Annotated in this window: 21 protein-coding genes; 14 read left to right on the forward strand and 7 right to left on the reverse strand. The window is 73.6% G+C overall.

The features are described from left to right. Window positions 1–197: 197 nt before the first annotated feature. Together CELF_RS09395 and CELF_RS09400 are read right to left on the reverse strand one after the other, a co-directional pair. Complete coding sequence (locus CELF_RS09395) at window positions 198–764, reverse strand: OsmC family protein (RefSeq protein WP_013771014.1); 567 nt, start codon at window positions 762–764, stop codon at window positions 198–200. 143 nt (window positions 765–907) lie between these two features. Continuing rightward, window positions 908–1,963: a hypothetical protein gene (locus CELF_RS09400; protein WP_013771015.1), complete on the reverse strand. Its 1,056-nt coding sequence runs from the start codon at window positions 1,961–1,963 to the stop codon at window positions 908–910. Between the two features lie 195 nt (window positions 1,964–2,158). Here CELF_RS09400 and uvrC point away from each other — a divergent pair, with 195 nt between their 5' ends. From uvrC to CELF_RS09445, 9 genes are all read left to right on the forward strand, one after another. After that, window positions 2,159–4,255: an excinuclease ABC subunit UvrC gene (gene uvrC / locus CELF_RS09405; protein WP_013771016.1), complete on the forward strand. Its 2,097-nt coding sequence runs from the start codon at window positions 2,159–2,161 to the stop codon at window positions 4,253–4,255. Further along, entirely contained in the window at window positions 4,252–5,196 is a 945-nt protein-coding gene (gene rapZ / locus CELF_RS09410) for an RNase adapter RapZ (RefSeq protein WP_013771017.1), read from the forward strand. Before uvrC ends, rapZ begins: the two co-directional genes overlap by 4 nt. Further along, a complete protein-coding gene (locus CELF_RS09415) occupies window positions 5,193–6,194 on the forward strand; it encodes a gluconeogenesis factor YvcK family protein (RefSeq protein WP_013771018.1) in 1,002 nt (333 codons plus the stop codon). The genes rapZ and CELF_RS09415 overlap by 4 nt, the downstream gene beginning before the upstream one ends. A 62-nt stretch (window positions 6,195–6,256) precedes the next feature. Further along, window positions 6,257–7,237, forward strand: coding sequence for a DNA-binding protein WhiA (whiA, locus tag CELF_RS09420; protein WP_013771019.1), 981 nt, complete (start codon window positions 6,257–6,259; stop codon window positions 7,235–7,237). 226 nt (window positions 7,238–7,463) lie between these two features. Beyond that, entirely contained in the window at window positions 7,464–8,468 is a 1,005-nt protein-coding gene (gene gap / locus CELF_RS09425; RefSeq protein ID WP_013771020.1) for a type I glyceraldehyde-3-phosphate dehydrogenase, read from the forward strand. Window positions 8,469–8,603: 135 nt separating this feature from the next. After that, complete coding sequence (locus CELF_RS09430) at window positions 8,604–9,803, forward strand: phosphoglycerate kinase (protein ID WP_013771021.1); 1,200 nt, start codon at window positions 8,604–8,606, stop codon at window positions 9,801–9,803. Beyond that, window positions 9,803–10,597 (forward strand): triose-phosphate isomerase, encoded by a 795-nt coding sequence (gene tpiA, locus CELF_RS09435; protein WP_013771022.1) that lies wholly within the window; start codon window positions 9,803–9,805, stop codon window positions 10,595–10,597. The genes CELF_RS09430 and tpiA overlap by 1 nt, the downstream gene beginning before the upstream one ends. A gap of 175 nt (window positions 10,598–10,772) precedes the next feature. Beyond that, on the forward strand, window positions 10,773–11,015 hold the full coding sequence (gene secG / locus CELF_RS09440) for a preprotein translocase subunit SecG (RefSeq protein WP_013771023.1): 243 nt from the start codon (window positions 10,773–10,775) through the stop codon (window positions 11,013–11,015). 10 nt (window positions 11,016–11,025) lie between these two features. Next, window positions 11,026–11,376 (forward strand): RNA polymerase-binding protein RbpA, encoded by a 351-nt coding sequence (locus CELF_RS09445; protein ID WP_013771024.1) that lies wholly within the window; start codon window positions 11,026–11,028, stop codon window positions 11,374–11,376. Between the two features lie 63 nt (window positions 11,377–11,439). Here CELF_RS09445 and pgl read toward each other — a convergent pair whose 3' ends face one another. From pgl to tkt, 5 genes are all read right to left on the reverse strand, one after another. Beyond that, complete coding sequence (pgl, locus tag CELF_RS21445; RefSeq protein ID WP_013771025.1) at window positions 11,440–12,897, reverse strand: 6-phosphogluconolactonase; 1,458 nt, start codon at window positions 12,895–12,897, stop codon at window positions 11,440–11,442. Then, entirely contained in the window at window positions 12,894–13,811 is a 918-nt protein-coding gene (locus CELF_RS09455) for a glucose-6-phosphate dehydrogenase assembly protein OpcA (RefSeq protein ID WP_013771026.1), read from the reverse strand. Before CELF_RS09455 ends, pgl begins: the two co-directional genes overlap by 4 nt. Further along, entirely contained in the window at window positions 13,808–15,349 is a 1,542-nt protein-coding gene (gene zwf / locus CELF_RS09460; RefSeq protein WP_013771027.1) for a glucose-6-phosphate dehydrogenase, read from the reverse strand. The genes CELF_RS09455 and zwf overlap by 4 nt, the downstream gene beginning before the upstream one ends. Beyond that, entirely contained in the window at window positions 15,346–16,488 is a 1,143-nt protein-coding gene (tal, locus tag CELF_RS09465) for a transaldolase (RefSeq protein ID WP_013771028.1), read from the reverse strand. Before tal ends, zwf begins: the two co-directional genes overlap by 4 nt. 70 nt (window positions 16,489–16,558) lie before the next feature. After that, complete coding sequence (gene tkt / locus CELF_RS09470; protein WP_013771029.1) at window positions 16,559–18,727, reverse strand: transketolase; 2,169 nt, start codon at window positions 18,725–18,727, stop codon at window positions 16,559–16,561. A 337-nt stretch (window positions 18,728–19,064) separates the two neighbouring features. Here tkt and CELF_RS09475 point away from each other — a divergent pair, with 337 nt between their 5' ends. The 5 genes from CELF_RS09475 (at window position 19,065) to scpB (ending at window position 23,545) form a co-directional block, all read left to right on the forward strand. Continuing rightward, window positions 19,065–20,072, forward strand: coding sequence for a heme o synthase (locus CELF_RS09475; protein ID WP_083835710.1), 1,008 nt, complete (start codon window positions 19,065–19,067; stop codon window positions 20,070–20,072). Window positions 20,073–20,079: 7 nt separating this feature from the next. Beyond that, window positions 20,080–21,048, forward strand: a complete 969-nt coding sequence (locus CELF_RS09480; protein WP_013771031.1) for a tyrosine recombinase — start codon at window positions 20,080–20,082, stop codon at window positions 21,046–21,048. Window positions 21,049–21,118: 70 nt separating this feature from the next. Further along, complete coding sequence (locus CELF_RS09485; protein WP_013771032.1) at window positions 21,119–21,985, forward strand: ParA family protein; 867 nt, start codon at window positions 21,119–21,121, stop codon at window positions 21,983–21,985. Continuing rightward, the gene (locus CELF_RS09490; RefSeq protein WP_013771033.1) at window positions 21,969–22,883 is read left to right on the forward strand and encodes a segregation and condensation protein A; all 915 of its coding nucleotides are present in this window, start codon (window positions 21,969–21,971) and stop codon (window positions 22,881–22,883) included. Before CELF_RS09485 ends, CELF_RS09490 begins: the two co-directional genes overlap by 17 nt. Further along, window positions 22,880–23,545 (forward strand): SMC-Scp complex subunit ScpB, encoded by a 666-nt coding sequence (gene scpB / locus CELF_RS09495; protein ID WP_013771034.1) that lies wholly within the window; start codon window positions 22,880–22,882, stop codon window positions 23,543–23,545. Before CELF_RS09490 ends, scpB begins: the two co-directional genes overlap by 4 nt. Window positions 23,546–23,678 lie beyond the last annotated feature (133 nt).

Raw genomic sequence — 23,678 nt, forward strand, 5'->3', positions numbered from 1 at the left:
CCTGCGCACGGAGCGGCCGCACGGAGCAGGCACGCAGAGCACGGGTACCGAGCAGGCTCACGGACCACGCTCACGGAGCAGGCTCACGGAGCAGGCGCGGCCACGACTGCCGTGGGCGCCCGCCGAGAGGCGGTGCGTCGGACGGCGGGCGGAGCCGTCCCGGGCGGGCGCGTCGGACCGCGTGCGCCTCGACGGGCTCAGCCGGCCGGCGGTGCGAGCGTGTCGGCGTGCGCGCCGCCGGCGGCCGAGGCGACGGCGGCCCGCGGCGCGGCGAAACGCACGGTCGCGGGCTCGTGGCGGACGGGGAAGTTCACCGACCGTGCGATGAAGCAGTGCTCGCGCGTCGCGTGGTGCAGCCCCGCCAGCACGGCGTCGGTGACGGGCGACCCGTCGGGAAGGTGGTGGCCGCGCGCGACGACGACTCGCGGCCGCAGCACGACCTCGGTGAACTGGCCGTGCCCGGCCGCCTCGACGCGCATGGTCCCGCTCGCCTCGTCGGTGTAGGCGACGACCACCACGCCCGCCGCCGAGGCGAGGTGCAGGAACCACAGCATGTGGCACTGGGCGATCGACGCGACGAACAGCTCCTCGGGCGAGTACCGGGCCGGGTCGCCGCGGAACGCCGGGTCGGACGAGCCCGGCAGCGCAGGCTTCGACCCGATCTGCACGTCGTGGTCGCGACTGTACGAGGTGTAGCTCGCGGTGCCGACGGCACCGGCTCCCGTCCAGGTGACGCCGATCGAGTACGTGTGCAAGGGCCCCATGCGGTCACCGTAGCCCGCGTCGCCGACGCTCGCCGGGTCCTCGCCGCGCCCGCCGCGCAGGGCTTCCGCCCCTCGTGCCGGGGCGGTCCGTCCGGGCGACGCTCCGGGTCGGGCGGGGCGCGCCAGGTCGCTGACGGCCGTCGTCAGCGCGGGTCCGGGGCCGTGCCCGTCGGGGTGGTCCGAAGCCCGTCGACCCGCGTCGCGCCGGCGGCGACCCCGGTGACCTCGGAGACCGGACCGCGCCCCGCGGCCAGCAGCGACCGCCGCAGCAGCTCGAGCGACGGGGGAAGCTCGAGGACCGGGACCGCCCCGACCTCGACGAGCTCCGGGCGCAGGGAGTGGGGGACGAGCTCGGGCCGTGCCGACAGGTGGCGGCGCAGCGCGCGCATCCCCCGGGTGTACGCGCGCTCCATCCCGCGGGTCTGCAGCGGCAGCCCGGGCGGGCGGGCCGTGCCGTCGGCGTCGCGCAGGCCGTGCGCGGACACCCACATCGCGTGCACCGTGCCGCCGGTGAGCCCGGCGACCAGCTCGGCCCGGACGGTGAGCCAGTCCCGGACCGCCGCGGCCGATCCGGGCGGCAGGAGGAGCTCGCGCCCGTCGGTCGGGGCACGCAGCGTGCGACCGTCGGCAGAGGCGTCCTCGACCCGCATCCCGACGAGAGCGGTCGGCCCGGCGGGGTCGGCCGCCATGACGGCGAGCACGGCGAGCAGGCGCGTGCGCGTCGGGACCGGAGGCGCGGGCGTGTCCGTGAGCGCCCGCAGCAGGTCCTCGACGGCCCGGCGCGGGATGACGGGCCGCAGCGCGGGCGCCGTGTGCGTGTGCGGGGGAGCGGGGAGCGAGGCGTCGGACGCGAGCGCGCGCAGGGCGGCGGCGCGAGCGCGGGCCGACGCCGCCGATCGGGCGCCGTCGGGCCGCTCGGGGCGGGCGAGCGCCCCGCCCGCCGCCCACGGCAGGTACCACGCGACGAACTCGGGCGACGCGAGCTCGGCGGTGGGCACGTCGTCCACGGAGCGGGCGAGCGCTGCCGGGTCGGTGCCGGCGACCTGCTCCGGGGTGGGGGAGGGGCCGTGCAGCCGCGCGAGTGCGGCCCCCGTCAGGGCCTGGCGCAGCGCCCAGCGACGCTGCCGCAGCAGGGACGCGGACGCCCCGGACGCGGCGAGGGTTGCGAGGTGGCGCTCGATCGCCCAGGCTGCCTGCATGGGTGCAGATGATAACAGGCCATTGCCTATCAGTCGCCCACCACCGCCGTGCAACTCGCCTCATCCCTCCGCCGCACCACTCCGCAGGGAAGCCTGGACGCACCAGAGGATCTCTCCGCACCCGGATGCCTGGACGCACCCGGAGGACAATCGGCGGGCCCGAAGCTGTCGGAAGCAACGCCTAGGCTCGTGGGCATGGCCGATCCCGCCACGTACCGCCCCGCGCCGGGGGAGATCCCGGAGTCGCCCGGCGTCTACCGATTCCGTGACGAGCACGGCCGCGTCATCTACGTCGGCAAGGCCAAGAGCCTGCGCCCGCGCCTGTCGAGCTACTTCCAGGACGTGCACAACCTGCACCCCCGCACGCAGCAGATGGTCACCACGGCGGCGTCCGTGGAGTGGACCGTCGTCCCGACCGAGGTCGCGGCGCTGGCGCTCGAGTACACGTGGATCAAGGAGTTCGACCCGCGGTTCAACGTGAAGTACCGGGACGACAAGTCGTACCCGTACCTCGCCGTGACGATGTCCGACGAGTTCCCCCGCGTCCAGGTCATGCGCGGCGCGAAGCGCAAGGGGACGCGCTACTTCGGCCCCTACGCCCACGCGTGGGCGATCCGCGAGACCGTCGACCTGCTGCTGCGCGTCTTCCCCGTGCGGACGTGCTCGGCGGGCGTCTTCAAGCGCGCGCACCAGCAGGGGCGTCCGTGCCTGCTCGGCTACATCGACAAGTGCTCCGCCCCGTGCGTGGGACGCATCTCGCCGGACGACCACCACGCGCTCGCGCAGGACTTCTGCGACTTCATGGCAGGTGACACCGCGCGGTTCACGCGCCGGCTGACGGCCCGGATGAAGGAGGCGGCGGCGGAGCTCGACTACGAGCAGGCCGCTCGGCTGCGGGACGACATCGCGACGCTCGAGAAGGCGACCGAGAAGAACGCCGTCGTGCTCAAGGACGGCACGGACGCCGACATCTTCGCCCTCGCCGGCGACGACCTCGAGGCCGCGGTGCAGGTGTTCCACGTCCGCGACGGGCGGATCCGCGGCCAGCGCGGCTGGGTCGTCGAGAAGGTCGAGGACGTCACCGACGCCGAGCTCGTGGAGCACCTGCTCCAGCAGGTCTACGGCACCGACGTCGACGCGGGAACGGCGTCCGTCCCGCGCGAGGTGCTCGTCCCGGTGCTGCCGCCCGACGTCGAGCAGGTCCAGGACTGGCTCGCCGGCATGCGCGGCGCGCGCGTCCAGGTCCGTGTGCCGCAGCGCGGAGACAAGCGCGAGCTCGCGGCCACGGTGCACCGCAACGCGGAGCACGCGCTGCTGCTGCACCGCACCCGGCGGGCGGGGGACCTCACGACCCGCAGCCAGGCGCTGCGCGAGATCCAGGAGGCCCTCGACCTGCCGTCCGCTCCGCTGCGGATCGAGTGCTACGACGTCTCGCACAACCAGGGCACGTTCCAGTCCGCGTCGATGGTCGTCTTCGAGGACGGGCTCGCGCGCAAGGGCGAGTACCGCCTGTTCAACCTGCGCGGCACGGACGGGGAGGGGGCGCGGGACGACACGGCGGCGATGCACGAGGTCATCACGCGCCGGTTCCGGCGGTACCTCGCAGAACGCTCGGCCGCGGGCGACGTCGAGCTGGGCCTGGGCGACGACGACGAGGACGCACCGCGCCGGTCGGGGCCGGTCGACGAGACCACCGGCAAGCCGCAGCGCTTCGCCTACCCGCCGAACCTCGTCGTCGTCGACGGCGGACAGCCGCAGGTCGCGGCGGCCGCCGCGGCCCTCGCCGAGCTCGGCATCGACGACGTCGCCCTGTGCGGCCTCGCGAAGCGCCTCGAGGAGGTGTGGCTGCCGGGCGAGGACTACCCGGTCATCCTGCAGCGGAGCTCGGAGGGCCTGTACCTCCTGCAGCGCCTGCGCGACGAGGCGCACCGGTTCGCGATCAGCGCGCACCGCCGCCGGCGCAGCAAGGGGATGACCGCGTCGGTGCTCGACGACGTCCCCGGCCTCGGTCCCGCACGGCGCGCGGCGCTGCTGCGCCACTTCGGCAGCGTCAAGCGCCTGCGCGCGGCGTCGGTCGCGGAGATCGCGAGCGTGCAGGGGATGGGGGACCGCACGGCGGCGGCCGTCGTCGCGGCGCTGAGCGGCGGTCCTGATGGGTCGGGGGCCGCGTCTGCGCAGGTGGCCGAGCCGTCGACGGCCGACGGGCCTGCGGGTGAACCCGCGGCGACCAGCGGCGCGCCCGAGCTCCCGACCGGCGGCGACGACGTCCGGGCTGGCATGCTGAGGGCATGACCGACGAGCCGTCGCCGATCACCGTCCCTGCCGGCATCCCGGCGCTCGAGGCCGCGGCCGAGGGCCCGCGTCGCACCGCCCCGCAGTTGCTCATCATCACCGGGATGTCCGGGGCCGGGCGCACGCGCGCCGCGGCGGTGCTCGAGGACCTCGACTGGTACGTCGTGGACAACCTGCCCGCCCAGATGCTCACGCACCTCGTCGGGATCCTCACCAGCGGTCCCGCGGGGGAGCGCGCACAGCGCCTCGCGGCGGTCGTCGACGTGCGCGGCCGCGAGTTCTTCGCGGACGTCGTTCAGGTGCTCGACGGTCTGCGTGACGCGGGCATCGACTACCGGATCCTGTTCCTCGACGCGTCCGACGAGGTGCTCGTCCGGCGGTTCGAGCAGGTCCGTCGCCCGCACCCGCTGCAGGGCGACGGCCGGATCCTCGACGGGATCGCGGCCGAGCGCGCCGTCCTGGGCGACCTCCGCGAGCGCGCCGACACCGTCATCGACACCTCCGAGCTCAACGTGCACGACCTGGCGCGCGAGGTCCGCACGGTGGTCGCGGGCGCGTCGGCGGACGTCCTGCGGGTGCAGGTGATGTCGTTCGGGTTCAAGTACGGGTTGCCGCTGGACGCGGACCACGTGGTGGACGTGCGGTTCCTGTCGAACCCGTACTGGGTGACGGAGCTGCGTCACCTGACGGGTCGGGACGCGCCGGTGCGGGACTACGTGCTGGGGCTGCCGGGTGCGGTGACGTTCGTCGAGCGGTACGTGGACGCGCTCGAGCCGGTGCTGTCCGGGTACCTGGGCGAGGAGAAGCGGTACGTGACGATCGCGGTGGGCTGCACGGGCGGCAAGCACCGGTCGGTGGCGATCAGCGAGGCGATCGCGGGGCGGCTGCGCGACCGGGGGCACCAGGTGGCGGTGTCGGCGCGGGACCTCGGCAAGGAATGACCGCGCCACCCTCGCAGCGTGCCGTGCGCGGGTCGGGCCCGGCGGTGGTGGCCCTCGGCGGTGGTCACGGGCTGTCGGCGACGCTGTCGGCGTTGCGGCTGATGACGGACCGCATCACGGCGGTGGTCACGGTCGCGGACGACGGCGGGTCGTCGGGTCGGCTCCGCGAGGAGCTGGGCGTCCTGCCGCCCGGGGACCTGCGGATGGCGCTGGCGGCGCTGTGCGACGACTCGGACTGGGGCCGGACGTGGCGGGACGTGCTGCAGCACCGGTTCGCGTCCGACGGGGCGCTCGACCGGCACGCGGTGGGCAACCTCCTGATCGTGGCGCTGTGGGAGCTGCTGGGCGACACCGTGGAGGGTCTGGACTGGGTCGGGCGGCTGCTGGGTGCGCGCGGGCGGGTGCTCCCGATGGCGGCGGTGCCGCTGCGGATCGAGGCGGACGTCGTGCACGCGGACGGGTCGCCGGAGCACGTCAGCGGTCAGGTGCAGGTCGCGACGACGCGGGGGCGGATCGAGCACCTGCGTCTGGAGCCGGCGGACCCGCCGGCGTGCCCGGAGGCGGTGGAGGCGGTGCTGTCGGCGGACTGGGTCGTCCTGGGTCCGGGGTCCTGGTACACGTCGGTGATGCCGCACCTGCTGGTGCCGGGGCTGCGGGACGCGCTGCACCGGACGCCCGCGCGGACGATCCTCACGCTCAACCTCTCGCCGGAGTCGGGGGAGACGGCGGGGATGCGGGCGGAGCAGTACCTGGACGCCCTGCTGGACCACGCCCCGGAGCTGCGGGTCGACGCCGTGGTGGCGGACCCGGGGGCGGTGGACGACGTGGGGATGCTGGGCGAGGCGTGCGAGCGGACGGGGGCGCGGCTCCTGCTGCGGCAGGTCGGTCGTGGTGACGGCACGCCGCTGCACGACCCGTTGCGGCTGGCTGCGGCCTTCCGGGACGTGGTCGAGGGGTTCCTGGGCGACGTCGGCACGCGCGCGGACCGGGTGCGCTGAGCTCGTCTCACGTGGTCGGCGGACCGGACCCGGACGGGTGTCCCGGATGGCAGGATGACGCCATGGCGTTGACGGCACAGGTCAAGGACGAGCTCGCGCGTCTGAAGGTGGATCGCACGTCCGTCCGCAAGGCCGAGGTGTCGGCGACGTTGCGGTTCGCCGGAGGGCTGCACATCATCTCGGGGCGGATCGTCATCGAGGCCGAGCTCGACACGGGCATCGCCGCGCGACGGCTGCGGCAGGCGATCTCGGAGGTGTACGGGCACGAGAGCGACATCATCGTCGTCTCGGGCGGCGGTCTGCGCCGCGGCAGCCGGTACGTGGTCCGGGTCGTGAAGGACGGCGAGTCGCTCGCCCGGCAGACGGGTCTGCTCGACAACCGGGGCCGGCCCGTGCGGGGTCTGCCGCCGCAGGTCGTCTCGGCGGGGGTCGCGGAGGCGGAGGCGGCGTGGCGCGGGGCGTTCCTCGCGCACGGCTCGCTCACGGAGCCGGGCCGCTCGTCCGCGCTGGAGGTGACCTGCCCGGGCCCGGAGGCGGCGCTCGCGCTGGTGGGGGCTGCGCGGCGGCTCAACGTCGCGGCGAAGGCGCGCGAGGTGCGGGGCGTCGACCGTGTCGTGATCCGCGACGGCGACGCGATCTCCGCGATGCTGGCGCGGCTGGGCGCGCACGAGACCATGCTCGTGTGGGAGGAGCGCCGGGTCCGGCGCGAGGTGCGGGGGACCGCGAACCGTCTGGCGAACTTCGACGACGCGAACCTGCGCCGGTCGGCACGTGCGGCCGTGGCTGCGGGCGCACGCGTGGAGCGGGCGTTCGAGATCCTGGGCGACGAGCTGCCGGAGCACCTGCGCGAGGCGGGGGAGCTGCGGCTCGCGCACAAGGAGGCGTCGCTCGAGGAGCTGGGCAAGCTCGCCGAGCCGGCGCTCACCAAGGACGCGGTCGCGGGCCGCATCCGGCGCCTCCTGGCGACGGCGGACAAGCGCGCCGCGGAGCTCGGGATCCCCGACACGGAGGCGGGTCTCAGCCCCGATCTGCTGGACCTCTGACCTGACCTGGGGGTACTCACCGGTACGCATCCGGACGGGTGTCCACCCTGGGACCTCCGGCCCGCGTGGCCTCCGTCACGGGTATAGGGTTGCGTCATCCGATCGTCACACGACCGTCACGTGCTGCGCATGAGTCGGTCGAGGGCGAGCGGGACGCACATCGGCGTGCGTAGACCCCAACACCCATTGTGTGCGCCGACCTCGTCGGCGCTGCCGAGGAGGGCAAGTGACCATCAAGGTCGGCATCAACGGCTTCGGTCGTATCGGTCGCAACTTCTACCGGGCCATCATCGCGTCGGGCGCGGACATCGAGATCGTCGGCGTCAACGACCTCACCGACAACAAGACGCTCGCGCACCTGCTCAAGTACGACACGGTCCTCGGCCGTTTCCCGCTGAGCGTGGACTTCGACGACGAGAACATCATCGTCGGCGGCAAGAAGATCCGGGCCCTCGCGGAGCGCAACCCGGCCGACCTGCCCTGGGCCGAGCTCGGCGCGGACATCGTCATCGAGTCCACGGGCTTCTTCACGGACGCGACCAAGGCCAAGGCGCACATCGACGCCGGCGCCAAGAAGGTCATCATCTCCGCCCCGGCGAAGAACGAGGACGGCACCTTCGTCGTCGGCGTGAACCACACCGACTACGACGCGGCGACGCAGCACATCATCTCCAACGCGTCCTGCACCACGAACTGCCTCGCGCCCGTCGCCAAGGCCCTCAACGACGCCATCGGCATCGAGCGCGGCCTCATGACGACGATCCACGCCTACACGGGTGACCAGAACCTGCAGGACGGCCCGCACCGCGACCTCCGCCGTGCCCGCGCCGCCGCGCAGAACATCGTCCCCACCTCGACCGGTGCGGCCAAGGCCGTCGCCCTGGTGCTCCCCGAGCTCAAGGGCAAGCTCGACGGCTTCGCGCTGCGCGTGCCGACGATCACCGGCTCGGCCACGGACCTGACGTTCACCGCCTCGCGCGAGGTCACGGTCGACGAGGTCAACGCCGCGGTCAAGGCCGCCGCCGAGGGCCCGCTCAAGGGCGTCCTGGAGTACGTCGAGGACGAGATCGTCTCGAGCGACATCGTCACGAACCCGCACCAGAGCATCTTCGACTCGAAGCTCACCAAGGTGATCGGCGACCAGGTCAAGATCATCGCCTGGTACGACAACGAGTGGGGCTACTCCAACTCGCTCGTCGCCCTCACGCAGTACGTCGGCGAGCGTCTCTGACGATCCCCGCGTAGCACACGTCATGCGTCCGCGTGCGCCCCGGCCACCGGCCCCGGCGCACGCGGACGCTGTCGTGTCAGCACCTCTCGGCCCCCGGACCGACGTGAGCCGGCCGGTTCTGCAAGGTAGGAGACCATGAAGACCATCGAGGACCTCGGCGACCTGCGCGGCAAGCGCGTGCTCGTCCGCTCCGACTTCAACGTGCCGCTCGACGGCACGACGATCACCGACGACGGCCGCGTGCGCGCCGCCCTCCCGACGCTGCAGGCGCTCCTCGGCGCCGGCGCCCGCGTGATCGTCACCGCGCACCTCGGCCGCCCCAAGGGCGCCCCGGAGGACAAGTACTCGCTCGCGCCCGTCGCCGCGCGCCTCGGCGAGCTGCTCGGCCAGCCCGTCGCCCTCGCGAAGGACACCGTCGGCGAGTCCGCCAAGGAGACCGTCGCCGCGCTCGAGGACGGCCAGGTCGCGCTGCTCGAGAACATCCGCTTCGACGCCCGTGAGACGTCCAAGGTCGAGGAGGAGCGCGCGTCGCTCGCCGACGACCTCGCGGCCCTCGCCGACGTGTACGTGTCCGACGGCTTCGGCGTCGTGCACCGCAAGCAGGCGTCCGTCTACGACGTGGCGCTCAAGCTCCCGCACGCGGTCGGCAAGCTCGTCCTCAACGAGGTCGAGTCGCTGCGCAAGGCCACCGACAGCCCCGAGCGGCCCTACGTCGTCGTCCTCGGCGGCTCGAAGGTCTCCGACAAGCTCGGCGTGATCTCCAACCTGCTGACGAAGGCGGACCGCCTCGTCATCGGCGGCGGCATGCTGTTCACGTTCCTCGCGGCCAAGGGCTACTCCGTCGGCAACTCGCTGCTCGAGGCCGACCAGATCGAGACCGTCAAGGGCTACCTCGCGCAGGCCGAGGAGTCCGGCGTCGAGATCGTGCTGCCCGTCGACATCCGCGTCGCCGACGAGTTCAAGGCGGACTCGCCGTCCTCCGTCGTCGCCGCGGACGCGATCCCGGACGGCAAGATCGGCCTCGACATCGGCCCCGAGTCGGAGCAGCTCTTCGCCTCCAAGATCGTCGACGCCAAGACGGTCGTCTGGAACGGCCCGGCCGGCGTGTTCGAGTTCGAGGCGTTCGCCGGCGGCACCCGTGCCGTCGCGCAGGCGCTCGTCGACGCGGGCACCAACGGCGCGTTCACCATCGTCGGCGGCGGTGACTCGGCCGCGGCCGTGCGCACGCTCGGCTTCGACGAGGCCGGCTTCGGCCACATCTCCACGGGTGGCGGCGCCAGCCTGGAGTTCCTCGAGGGCAAGACCCTCCCCGGCATCGCTGTCCTGGAGGACTGATGGCCCAGCGCACCCCGCTCATGGCGGGCAACTGGAAGATGAACCTGGACCACCACCAGGCCACGCACACGCTGCAGAAGCTCGCGTGGACCCTCAAGGACGCGAAGCACGACTACGCGGCCGTCGAGGTCGCCGTGATCCCGCCGTTCACGGACCTGCGCAGCGTGCAGACGCTCGTGGACGCCGACAAGCTCGAGATCGTCTACGGCGCGCAGGACCTGTCGGCGCACGAGTCCGGTGCGTACACGGGCGAGATCTCGCCGCTGTTCCTCGCCAAGCTCGGCGTGACCTACGCGCTCGTCGGCCACTCGGAGCGGCGCGAGTACCACGCCGAGTCCGACGAGCTGATCAACGCGAAGGTCCACTCGGCGTTCAAGGCCGGCCTCGTGCCGATCCTGTGCATCGGCGAGCTCCTCGAGACCCGCAAGGCGGGCGAGCACGTCGCGCACACGCTCGCGCAGCTCGACGCCGCCCTGCAGGGCCTCACCGCCGAGCAGGTGCGTACCCTCGTCGTCGCCTACGAGCCCGTCTGGGCGATCGGCACGGGCGAGACGGCCACGCCGGAGGACGCCCAGGAGATGTCCGCGGCGATCCGCGGGCGCCTCGCGGAGCTGTACGACGCCGAGACGGCCGACGCCGTGCGCGTGCTGTACGGCGGCTCCGTGAAGTCGTCGAACGTGGCCTCGATCATGGCGAAGCCCGACGTCGACGGCGCGCTCGTCGGCGGCGCGAGCCTCGACCCCGAGGAGTTCGCCAAGATCGCGCGCTTCCAGGCGCACGAGGTCGGTCTCTGACCTCGGTGCACCGGGCCGTGGGTCCCGTGCGGGCACGTCCGCCGCGCGGGACCCACGGCTGTGGGCGGTGGTGGCTTTTCCCGCCGGTCGTCGCCTAACCTGTACCGCGGTCCACCGCAGCGTCGCCGCCACCCGGCCGGCTGACGCACCCGTCCAGTGAGGAACGACTCCCGCCGTGAACGCCCTGCGCATCACCCTCCAGGTGCTGCTGGTCCTGTCCAGCCTCCTTCTCGTCCCGCTGGTGCTCCTGCACAAGGGCAAGGGCGGAGGGCTGTCGGACATGTTCGGCGGCGGCATCTCCAGCAGCGCAGGGAGCTCGGGCGTGGCGGAGCGCAACCTCAACCGCATCACCATCGGCGTCGCGCTGTTCTGGACCGTGGTGATCGTGCTGCTCGGGCTCATCGAAGCCGCGAGCTGAGGAGGAAACGATGGCGAGCGGGAGCGCGATCAGGGGGTCGCGAGTCGGAGCCGGCCCCATGGGCGAGGCGGAGCGCGGCGACGCCGCCCCCCGCATCTGGATCTCCTACTGGTGCGCGAACGGGCACGAGACGCGCCCCAGCTTCGCGGAGGAGGCCGCCGAGGAGGCGCCCGTGACGTGGGACTGCCCGCGCTGCGGCTTCCCGGCCGGTCAGGACCAGGAGAACCCTCCGTCCCCCTCCAAGAACGAGCCCTACAAGACGCACCTCGCGTACGTGAAGGAGCGGCGGTCCGACGAGGACGGCGCCGCGATCCTCGACGAGGCGCTCGCCGCGCTGCGCGCACGCCGCGGCAGCCGCTGACACGACACGCACGAAGGGCCCCTGCCGACCTCGGCAGGGGCCCTTCGTCGTTCGTCCCGGGCGTCAGGCGGTCGTGCGCCGGACGAGCGCGAACCCGTCGTACCCCTTGGAACCGACCGTCTGCAGCGCGGTCGCGTCCCAGCGGGGGTCCTCGACCACCCGCTCGACGAACCGGCGCACGCCCTGCACGCGGTCGTCCGGGTGCTGCGCGTCCACGACCGCACCGCCGCGCACGACGTTGTCGACGACCACCAGCGCGCCGGGCCGGACCAGTCCTGCGACCTGGTCGAGGTACTGCGCGAGCGTCTGCTTGTCCGCGTCCACGAACACGAGGTCGAACGGCTCGATGCCGTCCGCGGCCAGGCGGTCGAGCGTCTGCGCGGCCGGGCCCACGAGCACCTCGACCTGATCGTCGACGCCCGCGCGGACGAACGTCTCGCGCGCGACCCGCGCGTGCTCGGGCGACACCTCGAGCGTGGCGACCGTGCCGTCGGGAGGCAACGCTCGCGCGAGCCACAGGGTGCTGTACCCACCGAGCGTGCCCAGCTCGAGCACGCGCCGCGCCCCGACCGCCTGCGCGAGGAGGTGCAGGAACTTGCCCTGGAGCGGTGAGACGGCGATGTCGGGCAGGTCCGCCTCACGGGCGCTGCGCGCCGCGTCGACCAGGGCCACGTCCTGCGGGGCCAGCTGCTCGAACCACGCGTCGACGGCCGACCAGCCCTCCACCGCGCCAGCACCCTCGACGCTCGTCGGGGCGTCCCCCGCCGCCCCGGGGGCGGCCTCGGTGGTCGCCGCGGCGTCCACCAGCCAGAGCGTCCGCTCCGTGCCCAGGGCGCCCGCAGCGGGGGTCTCGGCCACCGGCGCACCGGAGAGCGCCGACGCGACCGCCGCGGCCTTCTCCGCGCCCGCGGCGACGACCCACACCTCACGAGAGGCGCGCACCACGTCGAACGTCAGCGAGACCCGCAGCGGCGGCGGCTTGGGGGAGTCGTGCACCGCGACCGTCGCGACGCCGGTGACGTGCACGGTGTCGTGGCCGGGGAACAGCGACGCCACGTGGCCGTCGGGGCCCATCCCGAACAGCGCCACGTCGAACCGGGGCGCCAGCAGCCCGGGCGGGGCGAACGACGCCAGCGTGCGCGCGTACGCGGCGGCGGCGGCCTCCGGGGTGGGGACGTCCTGCGACAGCGCGGGGATCGGGTGCACGTTCGCCGCCGGCAGGGCGTCGAGCCCGTCGAGCAGCGCCTCGCGGGCCTGCGTCTCGTTGCGGGCCGCGTGCCCGTCCGGCAGGAAGCGCTCGTCGCCCCACCACAGGTGCACGCCGGTCCAGTCGACGGCGTCGCGCAGCGGGCTTCGGGCCACGGCGGCCAGGGACGCGATGCCGACGGTGCCGCCGGTGAGGACGACGTGGACGGGAGAGCGGTGCGACTGCAGGTCGAGCAGCCGCGTGAGCAGCCGCGCCGCGACCGCGTCGGCGAGGACGGTCGCGTCCGGGTGGACCACGACGTCGCGCCGGCTCACGCGCTGATCCTCGCGAGGCCCTTCTGCAGGACCTCGCCGTAGACCTCGTCGGGGTCGAGCCGGCGCAGCTCCTCGGCCAGGCACTCGCGCAGCTGACGGATGGGCAGCGCGATGCGGTGCTCCGGCTGGTCCGGCTGACGCAGGGCGGCGGTCTTGCCGTCCGGACGATCGAGGACGATGTCGCCCGACGCACGCTCGAGCCGTACCTGCGTGATCGCGGGGGCGTCCGCGAGCCGCTCGATCTCGACCGGGCAGCGCAGGGACTCCGCGAGCCAGGCCGCCATGAGGTCGACCGACGGGTGGGTGCTCTCCCCGGTGACGACCGCCTTGCGGACCGGCTCGAACGGCGGCTGGTCGAGCGTCGCCGCGATCAGGCCGCGCCACAGCGTCGCGCGGGTCCACGCGAGGTCGGTGTCGCCCTCGGCATAGGCCTGCGACAGCTTGCGCAGCTCGGCCGCCGGCTTCGCGCACTGGGACGTGTCGGTGATGCGGCGCTGCGCCATGCGGCCCAGCGGGTGCTCCGAGGGCACGTCCGGGATCTCGTGCGGCCACCACGTCACGATGGGCGCGTCGGGCAGCAGCAGCGGCATGACGAGCGTGTCGAGGTGCCGGTCGATCGCGCCCGACGGGCGCAGGACGATGACCTCGCTCGCGCCCGCGTCACCGCCCAGGCGGATCTGCGCGTCGAGCGTCGACGTGCGCTCGTGCGTGTCCTTCGCGAGCACGATCACGCGGCACGGGTGCTCCCGGCTCGCGTCGTTCGCAGCCGCGATCGCGTCCTCGGGGTCGTGCGTGCCCGCGTCGATGAGCAGCGTGAGGACGCGGCCGAGGGCGACCGCACCGCCCTCGTCGCGCTCCTTGAGCAGGCGCTTGTTGATGTCGCGCGTCGTCGTGTCCGGCAGGTTGATGATCACGGTCGCCTCCACACGCGTCCGTCACGCGCCATCATCTCGTCGGCCGAGGCCGGCCCCCACGTGCCCGCGCGGTACTCGTCGGGCTTGCCGCCCTTCGACGCCCAGTGCTCGATGATCGGGTCGAGGATCTTCCAGGACAGCTCAACCTCCTGGTGCTGCGGGAACAGCGGCGGGTCGCCGAGCAGGACGTCGAGGATGAGCCGCTCGTACGCCTCGGGGGAGGACTCCGTGAAGGCGTGGCCGTAGCCGAAGTCCATCGTGACGTCGCGGACCTCCATAGCGGTGCCCGGAACCTTCGCGCCGAAGCGCAGCGTCACGCCCTCGTCGGGCTGCACACGGATCACGAGCGCGTTGTTGCCGAGCTCGGACGTGGCCGTCGACTCGAACGGCAGGTGCGGCGCCCGCTTGAACACGACCGCGATCTCGGTGACGCGGCGGCCCAGGCGCTTGCCGGTGCGCAGGTAGAAGGGCACTCCCGCCCAGCGGCGGGTGTCGATGTCGACGCGGATCGCCGCGAACGTCTCGGTCGTGGAGTCCGGGTTGAACCCCTCCTCCTCGGCGTAGCCGACGACCTTCTCGCCGCCCTGGTAGCCCGCCGTGTACTGGCCGCGGGCCGTGTGCTTGCCGATGTCGCGCGGGTTGCGCACCGCGGACAGGACCTTGATCTTCTCCGCGCGCAGGCCCTCGGCGTCGAACGAGACCGGCTCCTCCATCGCGGTGAGCGCCAGGAGCTGGAGCAGGTGGTTCTGGATCACGTCGCGTGCGGCACCGATGCCGTCGTAGTACCCGGCACGGCCGCCGATGCCGATGTCCTCGGCCATCGTGATCTGCACGTGGTCGACGTAGTTGGCGTTCCAGATCGGCTCGAACAGCTGGTTCGCGAAGCGCAGCGCCAGCAGGTTCTGCACCGTCTCCTTGCCCAGGTAGTGGTCGATCCGGAAGATGTCGTCCGGACGGAACACGCTCGAGACGATGTCCTGCAGCTCGCGGGCGCTCGCCAGGTCGTGGCCGAACGGCTTCTCGATGACGACGCGGCGCCACGTGCCGTCCTTGGGCTGCGACAGCCCCGAGCGCGCGAGCTGCTTGCACACCACCGGGAACGAGCTCGGCGGGATCGACAGGTAGAAGGCGTGGTTGCCGCCCGTGCCACGGGAGACGTCGAGCTCCTCGACGGTCTCGCTCAGCCGGTCGAACGCGTCGTCGTCGTCGAACGTGCCCTGCACGAACCGGATGCCCTCGGACAGCTGCCGCCATGTCGCCTCGCGGAACGGCGTGCGGGCGTGCTCCTTGACCGAGTCGTGCACGATCTGCGCGAAGTCCTGCGTCTCCCAGTCGCGCCGGGCGAAGCCCGTGAGCGCGAACCCGGGCGGCAGCAGCCCGCGGTTCGTCAGGTCGTACACCGCCGGCATGAGCTTCTTGCGGGCGAGGTCGCCCGTCACGCCGAAGATCACCAGGCCGCACGGGCCGGCGATGCGGGGCAGGCGTCGGTCGCGCGGGTCGCGCAGCGGGTTCTGCCCCTCGGCCACCTTCGCGCTCACCTGGCCTCACCGGCCGCGACCTGCGCGGACGCCCCGGACAGGCCCGTGCGCACCGTCTCCAGCAGCTGCGCCCAGCTCGCCTCGAACTTCTGCACGCCCTCCTGCTCGAGCGTCGTCGTCACCTCGTCGAGGTCGACGCCGAGCGCCCGGAGCCGCGTGATGACGTCCCCCGCCTCGTCCTGCGTGCCCGTCACCGTGTCGGTGCCGTCGCCACCGTGGTCCGCGACCGCGCGCAGCGTGGCCTCCGGCATGGTGTTGACGACGCCCGCGACGACGAGCTCGTCGACGTAGAGCGTGTCGGGGTAGGCGGGGTCCTTGACCCCGGTCGACGCCCACAGCGGCCGCTGCGGGTGCGCACCGGCCGCGGCGAGGGCCTGCCAGCGCTCACCCGCCACGACGTCCTGGTAGACGCCGTACGCGAGCCGCGCGTTCGCGATCGCCGCCCTGCCGCGCAGCGCGGCGGCCTCGGGAGTGCCGAGCGCGTCGAGCCGGGCGTCGACCGCCGCGTCCACGCGGGACACGAAGAACGACGCGACCGACGCGATGCGCGCGAGGTCGTGGCCGTTCGCGCGTGCCTGCTCCAGGCCGGCCAGGAACGCGTCCAGGACGGCGCGGTAGCGGTCGAGGGAGAAGATCAGCGTCACGTTGACGCTGATCCCCTCCGCGAGGACCGCCGTGATCGCCGGCAGCCCCTCGACCGTCGCCGGGATCTTGATGAGCACGTTGGGCCGGTCCACCGTCGACCAGAGCGCCTTCGCGGAGGCGGTCGTCGCATCGGTGTCCCGGGCGAGCCGCGGGTCGACCTCGATCGACACGCGGCCGTCGACGCCGTCGGTCCGGTCGTAGACCGGCCGCAGGACGTCGGCGGCCGCGCGCACGTCGTCGGTCGTGATGCGGAAGACCGCCTCGTCGACGTCTGCGCCCGCCGCGGCGAGCGCACGGAGCTGCTCGTCGTAGGCGTCGCCCTTCGCGAGGGCGGAGGCGAAGATCGTCGGGTTGGTCGTCACGCCGACCACGCCGAGGTCCTCGACGAGCCCGGCGAGGTCGCCGGTGCGCAGGCGCTCACGCGACAGGTCGTCGAGCCAGATCGCCACCCCCGCCCCCGTGAGTCGCTCGACCGGGGTGCTGCTCGGTGCCATCGTGCTTCCCCTTCTCCCCACTCCACGGCCCCGGGTGCGCGGGACCGGTCGTCCGATCGGACCCGCGTGCTCAGGCCGGCAGGTCGCCCGTCCCGCTCTGCGTCGGTGCCGCGGCGGCCGCGGACGGTGCCGCGTCCCCACGGGCGGCGGCGAGCGACTCGTGCGCAGCGGCGACGACGGCCTCGGCCGTGATGCCGAACTCCTCGTAGAGCTTCTCGTAGGCGGCGGACGCCCCGAAGTGCTCGAGCGAGATGGTGCGGCCCGCGTCGCCGACGATCTTGTGCCACGACAGCGCGATGCCGGCCTCGACCGAGACGCGCGCACGCACGGCCGCGGGGAGCACCGACTCGCGGTACGCCTCGTCCTGCTCGGCGAACCACTCGAGCGACGGCGCGGACACGACTCGCGTCGGGACACCCGCGGCCTCGAGGGTCTCGCGCGCCGCGACGGCGAGCTGCACCTCGGAACCGGTGCCGACGAGGATCACCTCGGGGGCGCCGTTGCTCGCGTCGACCAGCACGTACGCGCCGCGGGCGACGCCCTCGGCCCCGGCGAAGCCCTCCTCGCCGCGCGGGAACGTCGGGACGTTCTGGCGCGTGAGGATCAGGCCGACGGGACCGTCGGTGCGCTCGAGGATCGCCTTCCACGCCTGCGCCGTCTCGTTGGCGTCGGCGGGACGGACCACCGCGAGGCCCGGGATGGCGCGCAGCGCCGTGAGGTGCTCGACGGGCTGGTGCGTCGGGCCGTCCTCGCCGAGGCCGATGGAGTCGTGCGTCCACACGTAGACCGCGGGGGCACCCATGAGCGCGGCGAGGCGGACCGAGCCGCGCATGTAGTCGGCGAACTGCAGGAACGTGCCGCCGTAGGGGCGCGTCAGACCGTGCAGCGTGATGCCCGACAGGATCGCGCCCATGCCGTGCTCACGGATGCCGAAGTGCAGCGTGCGGCCGAACTCGTCGCCGCCGAACTCGTGCGTCGAGCGCTTGGCCGGGATGAAGGACGTCGCACCCTTCATCGTCGTGTTGTTCGAGCCCGCGAGGTCGGCCGAGCCGCCCCACAGCTCGGGCAGCTCCGGGCCGATGGCCGACAGGACCTCGCCGGACGCGGCGCGCGTCGCGACGGCCTTGCCCGCGGGGAACACCGGCAGGGCGGACTCCCAGCCCTCGGGCAGGCGGCGCTCGACGAGCCGGTCCAGCAGCGCGGCGTTCTCCGGGTTCGCCTCGCGCCACGCGTCGAACGTCGTCTGCCACTGCGCGCGGGCCTCGGCGGCGCGGTCCGCGAGCGCGCGGGTGTGCGCGAGGACCTCGGGCTCGACGGGGAAGGCGACCTCGGGGTCGAACCCGAGGAGCTCCTTGAGCCCGCGGACGGACTCGGTGCCCAGCTTGGAGCCGTGCGAGGAGTGGTCGTTGGTCTTGTTCGGGGTGGGCCAGGCGATGAGGGTGCGCAGGCCGATGAAGGACGGCTTGTCGGTGACGGCCTTGGCGGCCTCGATCGCGGCGTGCAGCGCGTCGACGTCCTCGCGGTACTCGCCGCCGGCCGTCCAGTCGACGAACTGCACGTGCCAGCCGTAGGCCTCGTAGCGCTTGAGCACGTCCTCGGTGAAGGCGATCTGGGTGTCGCCCTCGATGGAGATGTGGTTGTCGTCCCACAGGACGACGAGGTTGCCGAGCTCCTGGGTGCCGGCGATGGAGGAGGCCTCGCTGGTGACGCCCTCCTGCAGGTCGCCGTCGGAGGCGATCACGTAGGTGTAGTGGTCGAACGGGCTGGTGCCGGGGGCGGCGTCGGGGTCGAGCAGGTTGCGCTCGCGTCGCTGCGCCATGGCGAAGCCGACGGCGGAGGCGAGGCCCTGGCCGAGGGGGCCGGTGGTGATCTCGACGCCGGCGGTGTGCCGGTACTCGGGGTGGCCGGGGGTCTTGGAGCCCCAGGTGCGCAGGGCCTGCAGGTCCTCGATCTCGAGGCCGAACCCGCCGAGGTAGAGCTGGATGTACTGCGTGAGGGCGGAGTGCCCGGCGGAGAGCACGAAGCGGTCGCGGCCCAGCCAGTGCGGGTCGGTCGGGTCGTGGCGCAGGACGTTCTGGTAGAGCAGGTAGGCGGCGGGCGCGAGGCTGATCGCGGTGCCGGGGTGGCCGTTGCCGACCTTCTCGACCGCGTCCGCGGCCAGGACACGGACCGTGTCGACGGCTCGCAGGTCCAGGTCGGTCCAACCGACAGTCTGCGCCAGGGGGGCCTTCGCGTTCACCGCACCTCATTCCCACCCGCACCGGCGGCCGGGTGTCGTCTTCGACGTTCTGTGTCGGCCACCCGCGACGGGGCGCCGGCGGGATGCGGTGCGTCACGGGGGAGGCGACCGTCGGTCCCTGCGGCGTCGAGCCTATATCTCAGCGGGGGTGGGACGTTCACGGTGACCACGGGCGGCGCAGCGGGCGGGCGGGCGCGGGCGGACGGTTGCCGCAGCGATCGATCTCACACCGGTGGGGCCGCGCCCGGCGGGGTCTCGACCACCCGGGACGGGTGTCCAGGCCGTAGCATGGCCACGCGACAAGCCCCCCGCCGGACCAGGAACGGAACCGCAGCGCGTGCGCCTCAGCAGTCCTCTGTCAGTCGACGACGCCGGAGCGTCGGCAGCGCCGACCCCGCGTCCGCGGCTGGCGGCGGCGCCCGGCGAGGGTGCTGCGGCGGTGCCGGTGACGCGGTGGGCCCGGGTGCGGCGGACGGTCGGGGCGTACGTCGCGCTGACGAAGCCGCGCGTGATCGAGCTGCTGCTGGTGACGACGCTGCCGACGATGATCCTGGCGCAGGGGGGCTTCCCGAGCCTGGGTCTGGTGCTCGCGACGCTCGTGGGCGGCGCGGCGGCGGCGGGGTCGGCGAACGTGCTGAACTGCTACATCGACCGGGACATCGACCGGGTGATGAACCGCACGAAGCGGCGGCCGACGGCGACGGGGGAGATCTCTCCGCGGGCGGCCCTGCTGTTCGGCCTGACGCTGGGCGTGGTGTCGCTGACGTGGCTGTGGCTCGTGGTGAACCCGGCGTCGGCGTGGCTCACGGCGGGCGCGATCCTCATCTACGTCGTGGGCTACACGATGATCCTCAAGCGCCGCACGCCGCAGAACATCGTGTGGGGCGGCGCGGCGGGCTGCATGCCGGTGCTCATCGGCTGGTCGGCGGTGACGGGCGGCGTCTCGTGGACTCCGCTGGTCCTGTTCGGCGTGATCTTCTTCTGGACGCCGCCGCACTACTGGCCGCTGTCGATGAAGTTCCGCAAGGACTACGCCGCGGCGGGTGTGCCGATGCTGCCGGTGGTGGCGAAGGACGCGAAGGTCGCGCGCGAGATGATCGCGTACACCCTCGCGATGATCGCGTGCACGCTGCTGCTGGTCCCGGTGGCCGGCATGACGTGGGTGTACGCGGTCGTGGCGACCGCGCTGGGTGCGTGGTTCCTGTGGTCGTGCGTGACGCTGCTGCGCCGCGCGAACGACCCGGCGCGCGGGCGCCTGCGGGCGATGACCGTGTTCCACGGCTCGATCACGTACCTGACGTTGCTGTCCGTGGCGATCGCGGTCGACGTCTTCCTGCCGCTCTGACCCGCCGGTGACGGACGACGGCGAGGACGCCGCGGTGCTCGGCAACCGGTTGCGCGACGCGTTGGCGCGGTACGTCGAGCACCTCGCGGACCGTGGCCTGTCGGAGAACACGCTGCTGGCGTACCAGCGGGACCTGGACCGCTACGTGGCGTACCTCGAGTCGATCGGCCGGCGCGCGCCCGACGAGATCGCCGGGCAGGACGTCGAGGGGTTCGTCGACGCGGTCCGCACGGGCTCGGACGGGCGGCGGCCGCTGTCGGAGTCGTCCGCCGCGCGTCTGGTCGCGGCGGTCCGCGGCTGGCACCGGTTCCTGGCGCGCGACGGCATCACGGTCGACGACGCGGCCCGTGCGGTGCGGCCGCCCGCCCAGCCCCGCCGCCTGCCGCGGGCGATCTCGGTGGAGGACGTCGAGCGGCTCCTGGACGCGGCGGGACGCGGGGAGGGGCCCGTGCCGGCACGGGACCGGGCGCTGCTCGAGCTGCTGTACTCCACGGGCGCGCGGATCTCGGAGGTCGTGGGGCTCGACCTCGCGGACCTGGACCGCAGCGAGCGGCGCCCCGCGGTGCGGCTCGCGGTCGGCGGGGCGAAGCAGCGGGTGTCGCCGCTGGGCCGTCGGGCGCTGTCGGCGCTCACCGAGTACCTGACGCAGGCGCGCCCGGCGCTCGCCTCGGGCGCCGACCGGTCCGACCGGCTCGCGGTGTTCCTCAACACGCGCGGGACGCGGCTGAGCCGGCAGAGCGCGTGGGCGGTGCTGCGGTCCGCGGCGCACCGCGCGAGCCTGCCCGACGCCGACGTGATCTCCCCGCACACGCTGCGGCACTCGTTCGCGACGCACATGCTCGCGCGGGGTGCGGACGTGCGCGTCGTGCAGGAGCTGCTGGGCCATGCGTCGGTCTCGACCACGCAGATCTACGCGACCGCGCGCGACGAGGCGCTCCGTGAGGCGTACACGGCCGCGCACCCGCACGCGCGGTGACGCGACGGATCCGCGCCGTCCCGGTCTGTCGCGCGGACCTCGCGACGCGCCCTCGGGTAGGTTGTCCCGCGTGGTGAGCCAGCAGACGACCGAACCGCAGCTCGACGCCGTCGGACGGCCGCTGCCCGTGTTCCCCGTTCCGCAGCCGCTGCCGTCGCACGGTCCCGCCCGCGTCATCGCGATGTGCAACCAGAAGGGCGGCGTCGGCAAGACGACGACGACGATCAACCTGGCGGCGGCCCTCGCGGAGTACGGCCGCAAGGTCCTCGTCGTCGACTTCGACCCGCAGGGTGCCGCGTCGGTCGGCCTGGGCGTGAGCCCGCACGAGCTGGACCGCACCGTCTACAACCTGCTCATGGAGCGCGACGCGACGATCGGGGAGGTGCTGCGGTCCACGGCCACCCCCGGCCTCGACCTGCTCCCCGCGAACATCGACCTGTCCGCCGCCGAGGTGCAGCTCGTCGGCGAGGTCGCCCGTGAGTCCGTCCTCGCGCGCGTCCTGCGGCCCGTGCTCGACGACTACGACGTCGTCCTGGTCGACTGCCAGCCGTCGCTCGGCCTGCTCACGGTGAACGCCCTCACGGCGTCGCACGGCGTGATCATCCCGCTCGAGTGCGAGTTCTTCGCGCTGCGTGGTGTCGCGCTGCTCATCGAGACCATCGAGAAGGTGCGTGACCGGCTCAACCCGCGGCTCGAGGTCGACGGCATCCTCGCCACGATGTACGACTCGCGCACCCTGCACGCCCGCGAGGTCGTCGCCCGGGTCCACGAGGCGTTCGGCGACACCCTTCTGCACACGGTCATCGGGCGCACCGTGAAGTTCCCCGACGCGACCGTCGCGGCGGAGCCGATCACCACCTACGCGCCGACGCACGCCGGTGCGGCGGCCTACCGGCAGCTCGCGCGTGAGCTCGTCGCCCGTGGCGACGCGGCCTGACGAGCGCGCGGCCCCGCCCGAGCAGACACCGCCCGCGGGCGGCACCGACGGCGCGCCCGCGGGCACGCACGGCTTCGAGGTGCACCTCGACAACTTCTCCGGCCCGTTCGACGTGCTGCTCGGGCTCATCGCGAAGCACAAGCTCGACATCACCGAGGTCGCGCTCGGTCGCGTGACGGACGAGTTCGTGGCGTACATCCGCGGGCACGAGCGCGACTGGGACCTCGACCGCGCGAGCGAGTTCCTCGTCGTCGCCGCGACGCTGCTCGACCTGAAGGCCGCCCGGCTCCTGCCGTCGGCGGACGTCGAGGACGCCGAGGACCTCGAGCTGCTGGAGGCGCGGGACCTGCTGTTCGCCCGGCTCCTGCAGTACCGCGCGTACAAGCAGGTCGCCGCCTACCTCGCCGACCGGTTCGCGACCGAGGGGCGCAGGTTCCCGCGGACCGTGGCGCTCGAGCCGCACCTCGCCGCGCTGCTGCCCGAGCTCGTGTGGCAGGTCGGGCCCGAGGAGCTCGCGCGGCTCGCCGCCAAGGCCCTGTCGCCCCGCCCCGCACCGCCCGGGGTCGACATCAGCCACCTGCACGCGCCCGCCGTGTCGGTGCGGGAGCAGGCGGCGGTGCTCGTGGAGCGCCTGCGGCACAGCGGCGCCGCGTCGTTCCGGGCCCTGACCGCCGACGCCGACGCGACCGTCGTGGTCGTCGCACGGTTCCTCGCGCTGCTCGAGCTGTTCCGTGAGGGCGCCGTGGCGTTCGACCAGGTCGAGGCGCTCGGGGAGCTCACCGTCCGCTGGACGGGGACCGACGAGGGGGAGGTCGCGGTGTCGGACGACTTCGACCAGCTCGACACGACCGCGAGCGCGGCGACGCCCGCCGCGGGCGAGGACGGAGGCACACCATGACGCCACCTGTGCAGGACCCGGTGACGGGGGACGGCGGGTCGCCGCCGGACGGTGTCGCGGCGGACGAGCTCGCGTTCGACGTGGAGGACCTGCCCGGCGGTGCGGCGGCGGCGCTCGAGGCGGTCCTCATGGTCGCGGACGAGCCCGTCCCGGCCGTGCGGCTCGCTGCGGTGCTCGCGCTGCCGGTCTCCCGCGTGGAGGAGCTGCTCGCGGAGCTGGCGGCCGAGTACCGCGGTGAGCGTGGCGGGCGGCAGCGCGGGTTCGAGCTGCGTCGGGCGGGGGAGGGCTGGCGGATCTACTCCGGGCCTGCGTACGCGGACGTGGTGGGCCGGTTCGTGCTCGACGGGCAGACGGCGCGGCTGACGCAGGCGGCGCTGGAGACGCTGGCGGTCGTCGCGTACCGGCAGCCGGTGACCCGCGGGCAGGTGTCCGCGGTGCGCGGCGTGAACGTCGACGGCGTCGTCCGCACGCTGACGGCGCGTGGCCTGGTCGCGGAGGTCGGCACCGATCCGACGAGCGGCGCGGTCCTGTACGCGACCACGGGATACTTCTTGGAACGCATGGGGGTGTCCAGCCTGGACGAGCTGCCCCCGCTCGCCCCCTACCTGCCGGACATCGACGCGCTCGACGGTGTCGACCAGGCGATCGGAGAGACCAGATGAGCCCGCAGCAGCGAGGAGGCGGCCCGCGCGGTGCCGGCCGTGGAGGCGCCGGCGGGGCCGGGCGTCCCGGTGGCGGTGGCCGGCCGGGCGCCGGGCGCGAGGCAGGTCGCGGTGGTGCCGCGCGTGACGCCGG

This window comes from Cellulomonas fimi ATCC 484, assembly GCF_000212695.1.
GTDB lineage: Bacteria > Actinomycetota > Actinomycetes > Actinomycetales > Cellulomonadaceae > Cellulomonas > Cellulomonas fimi.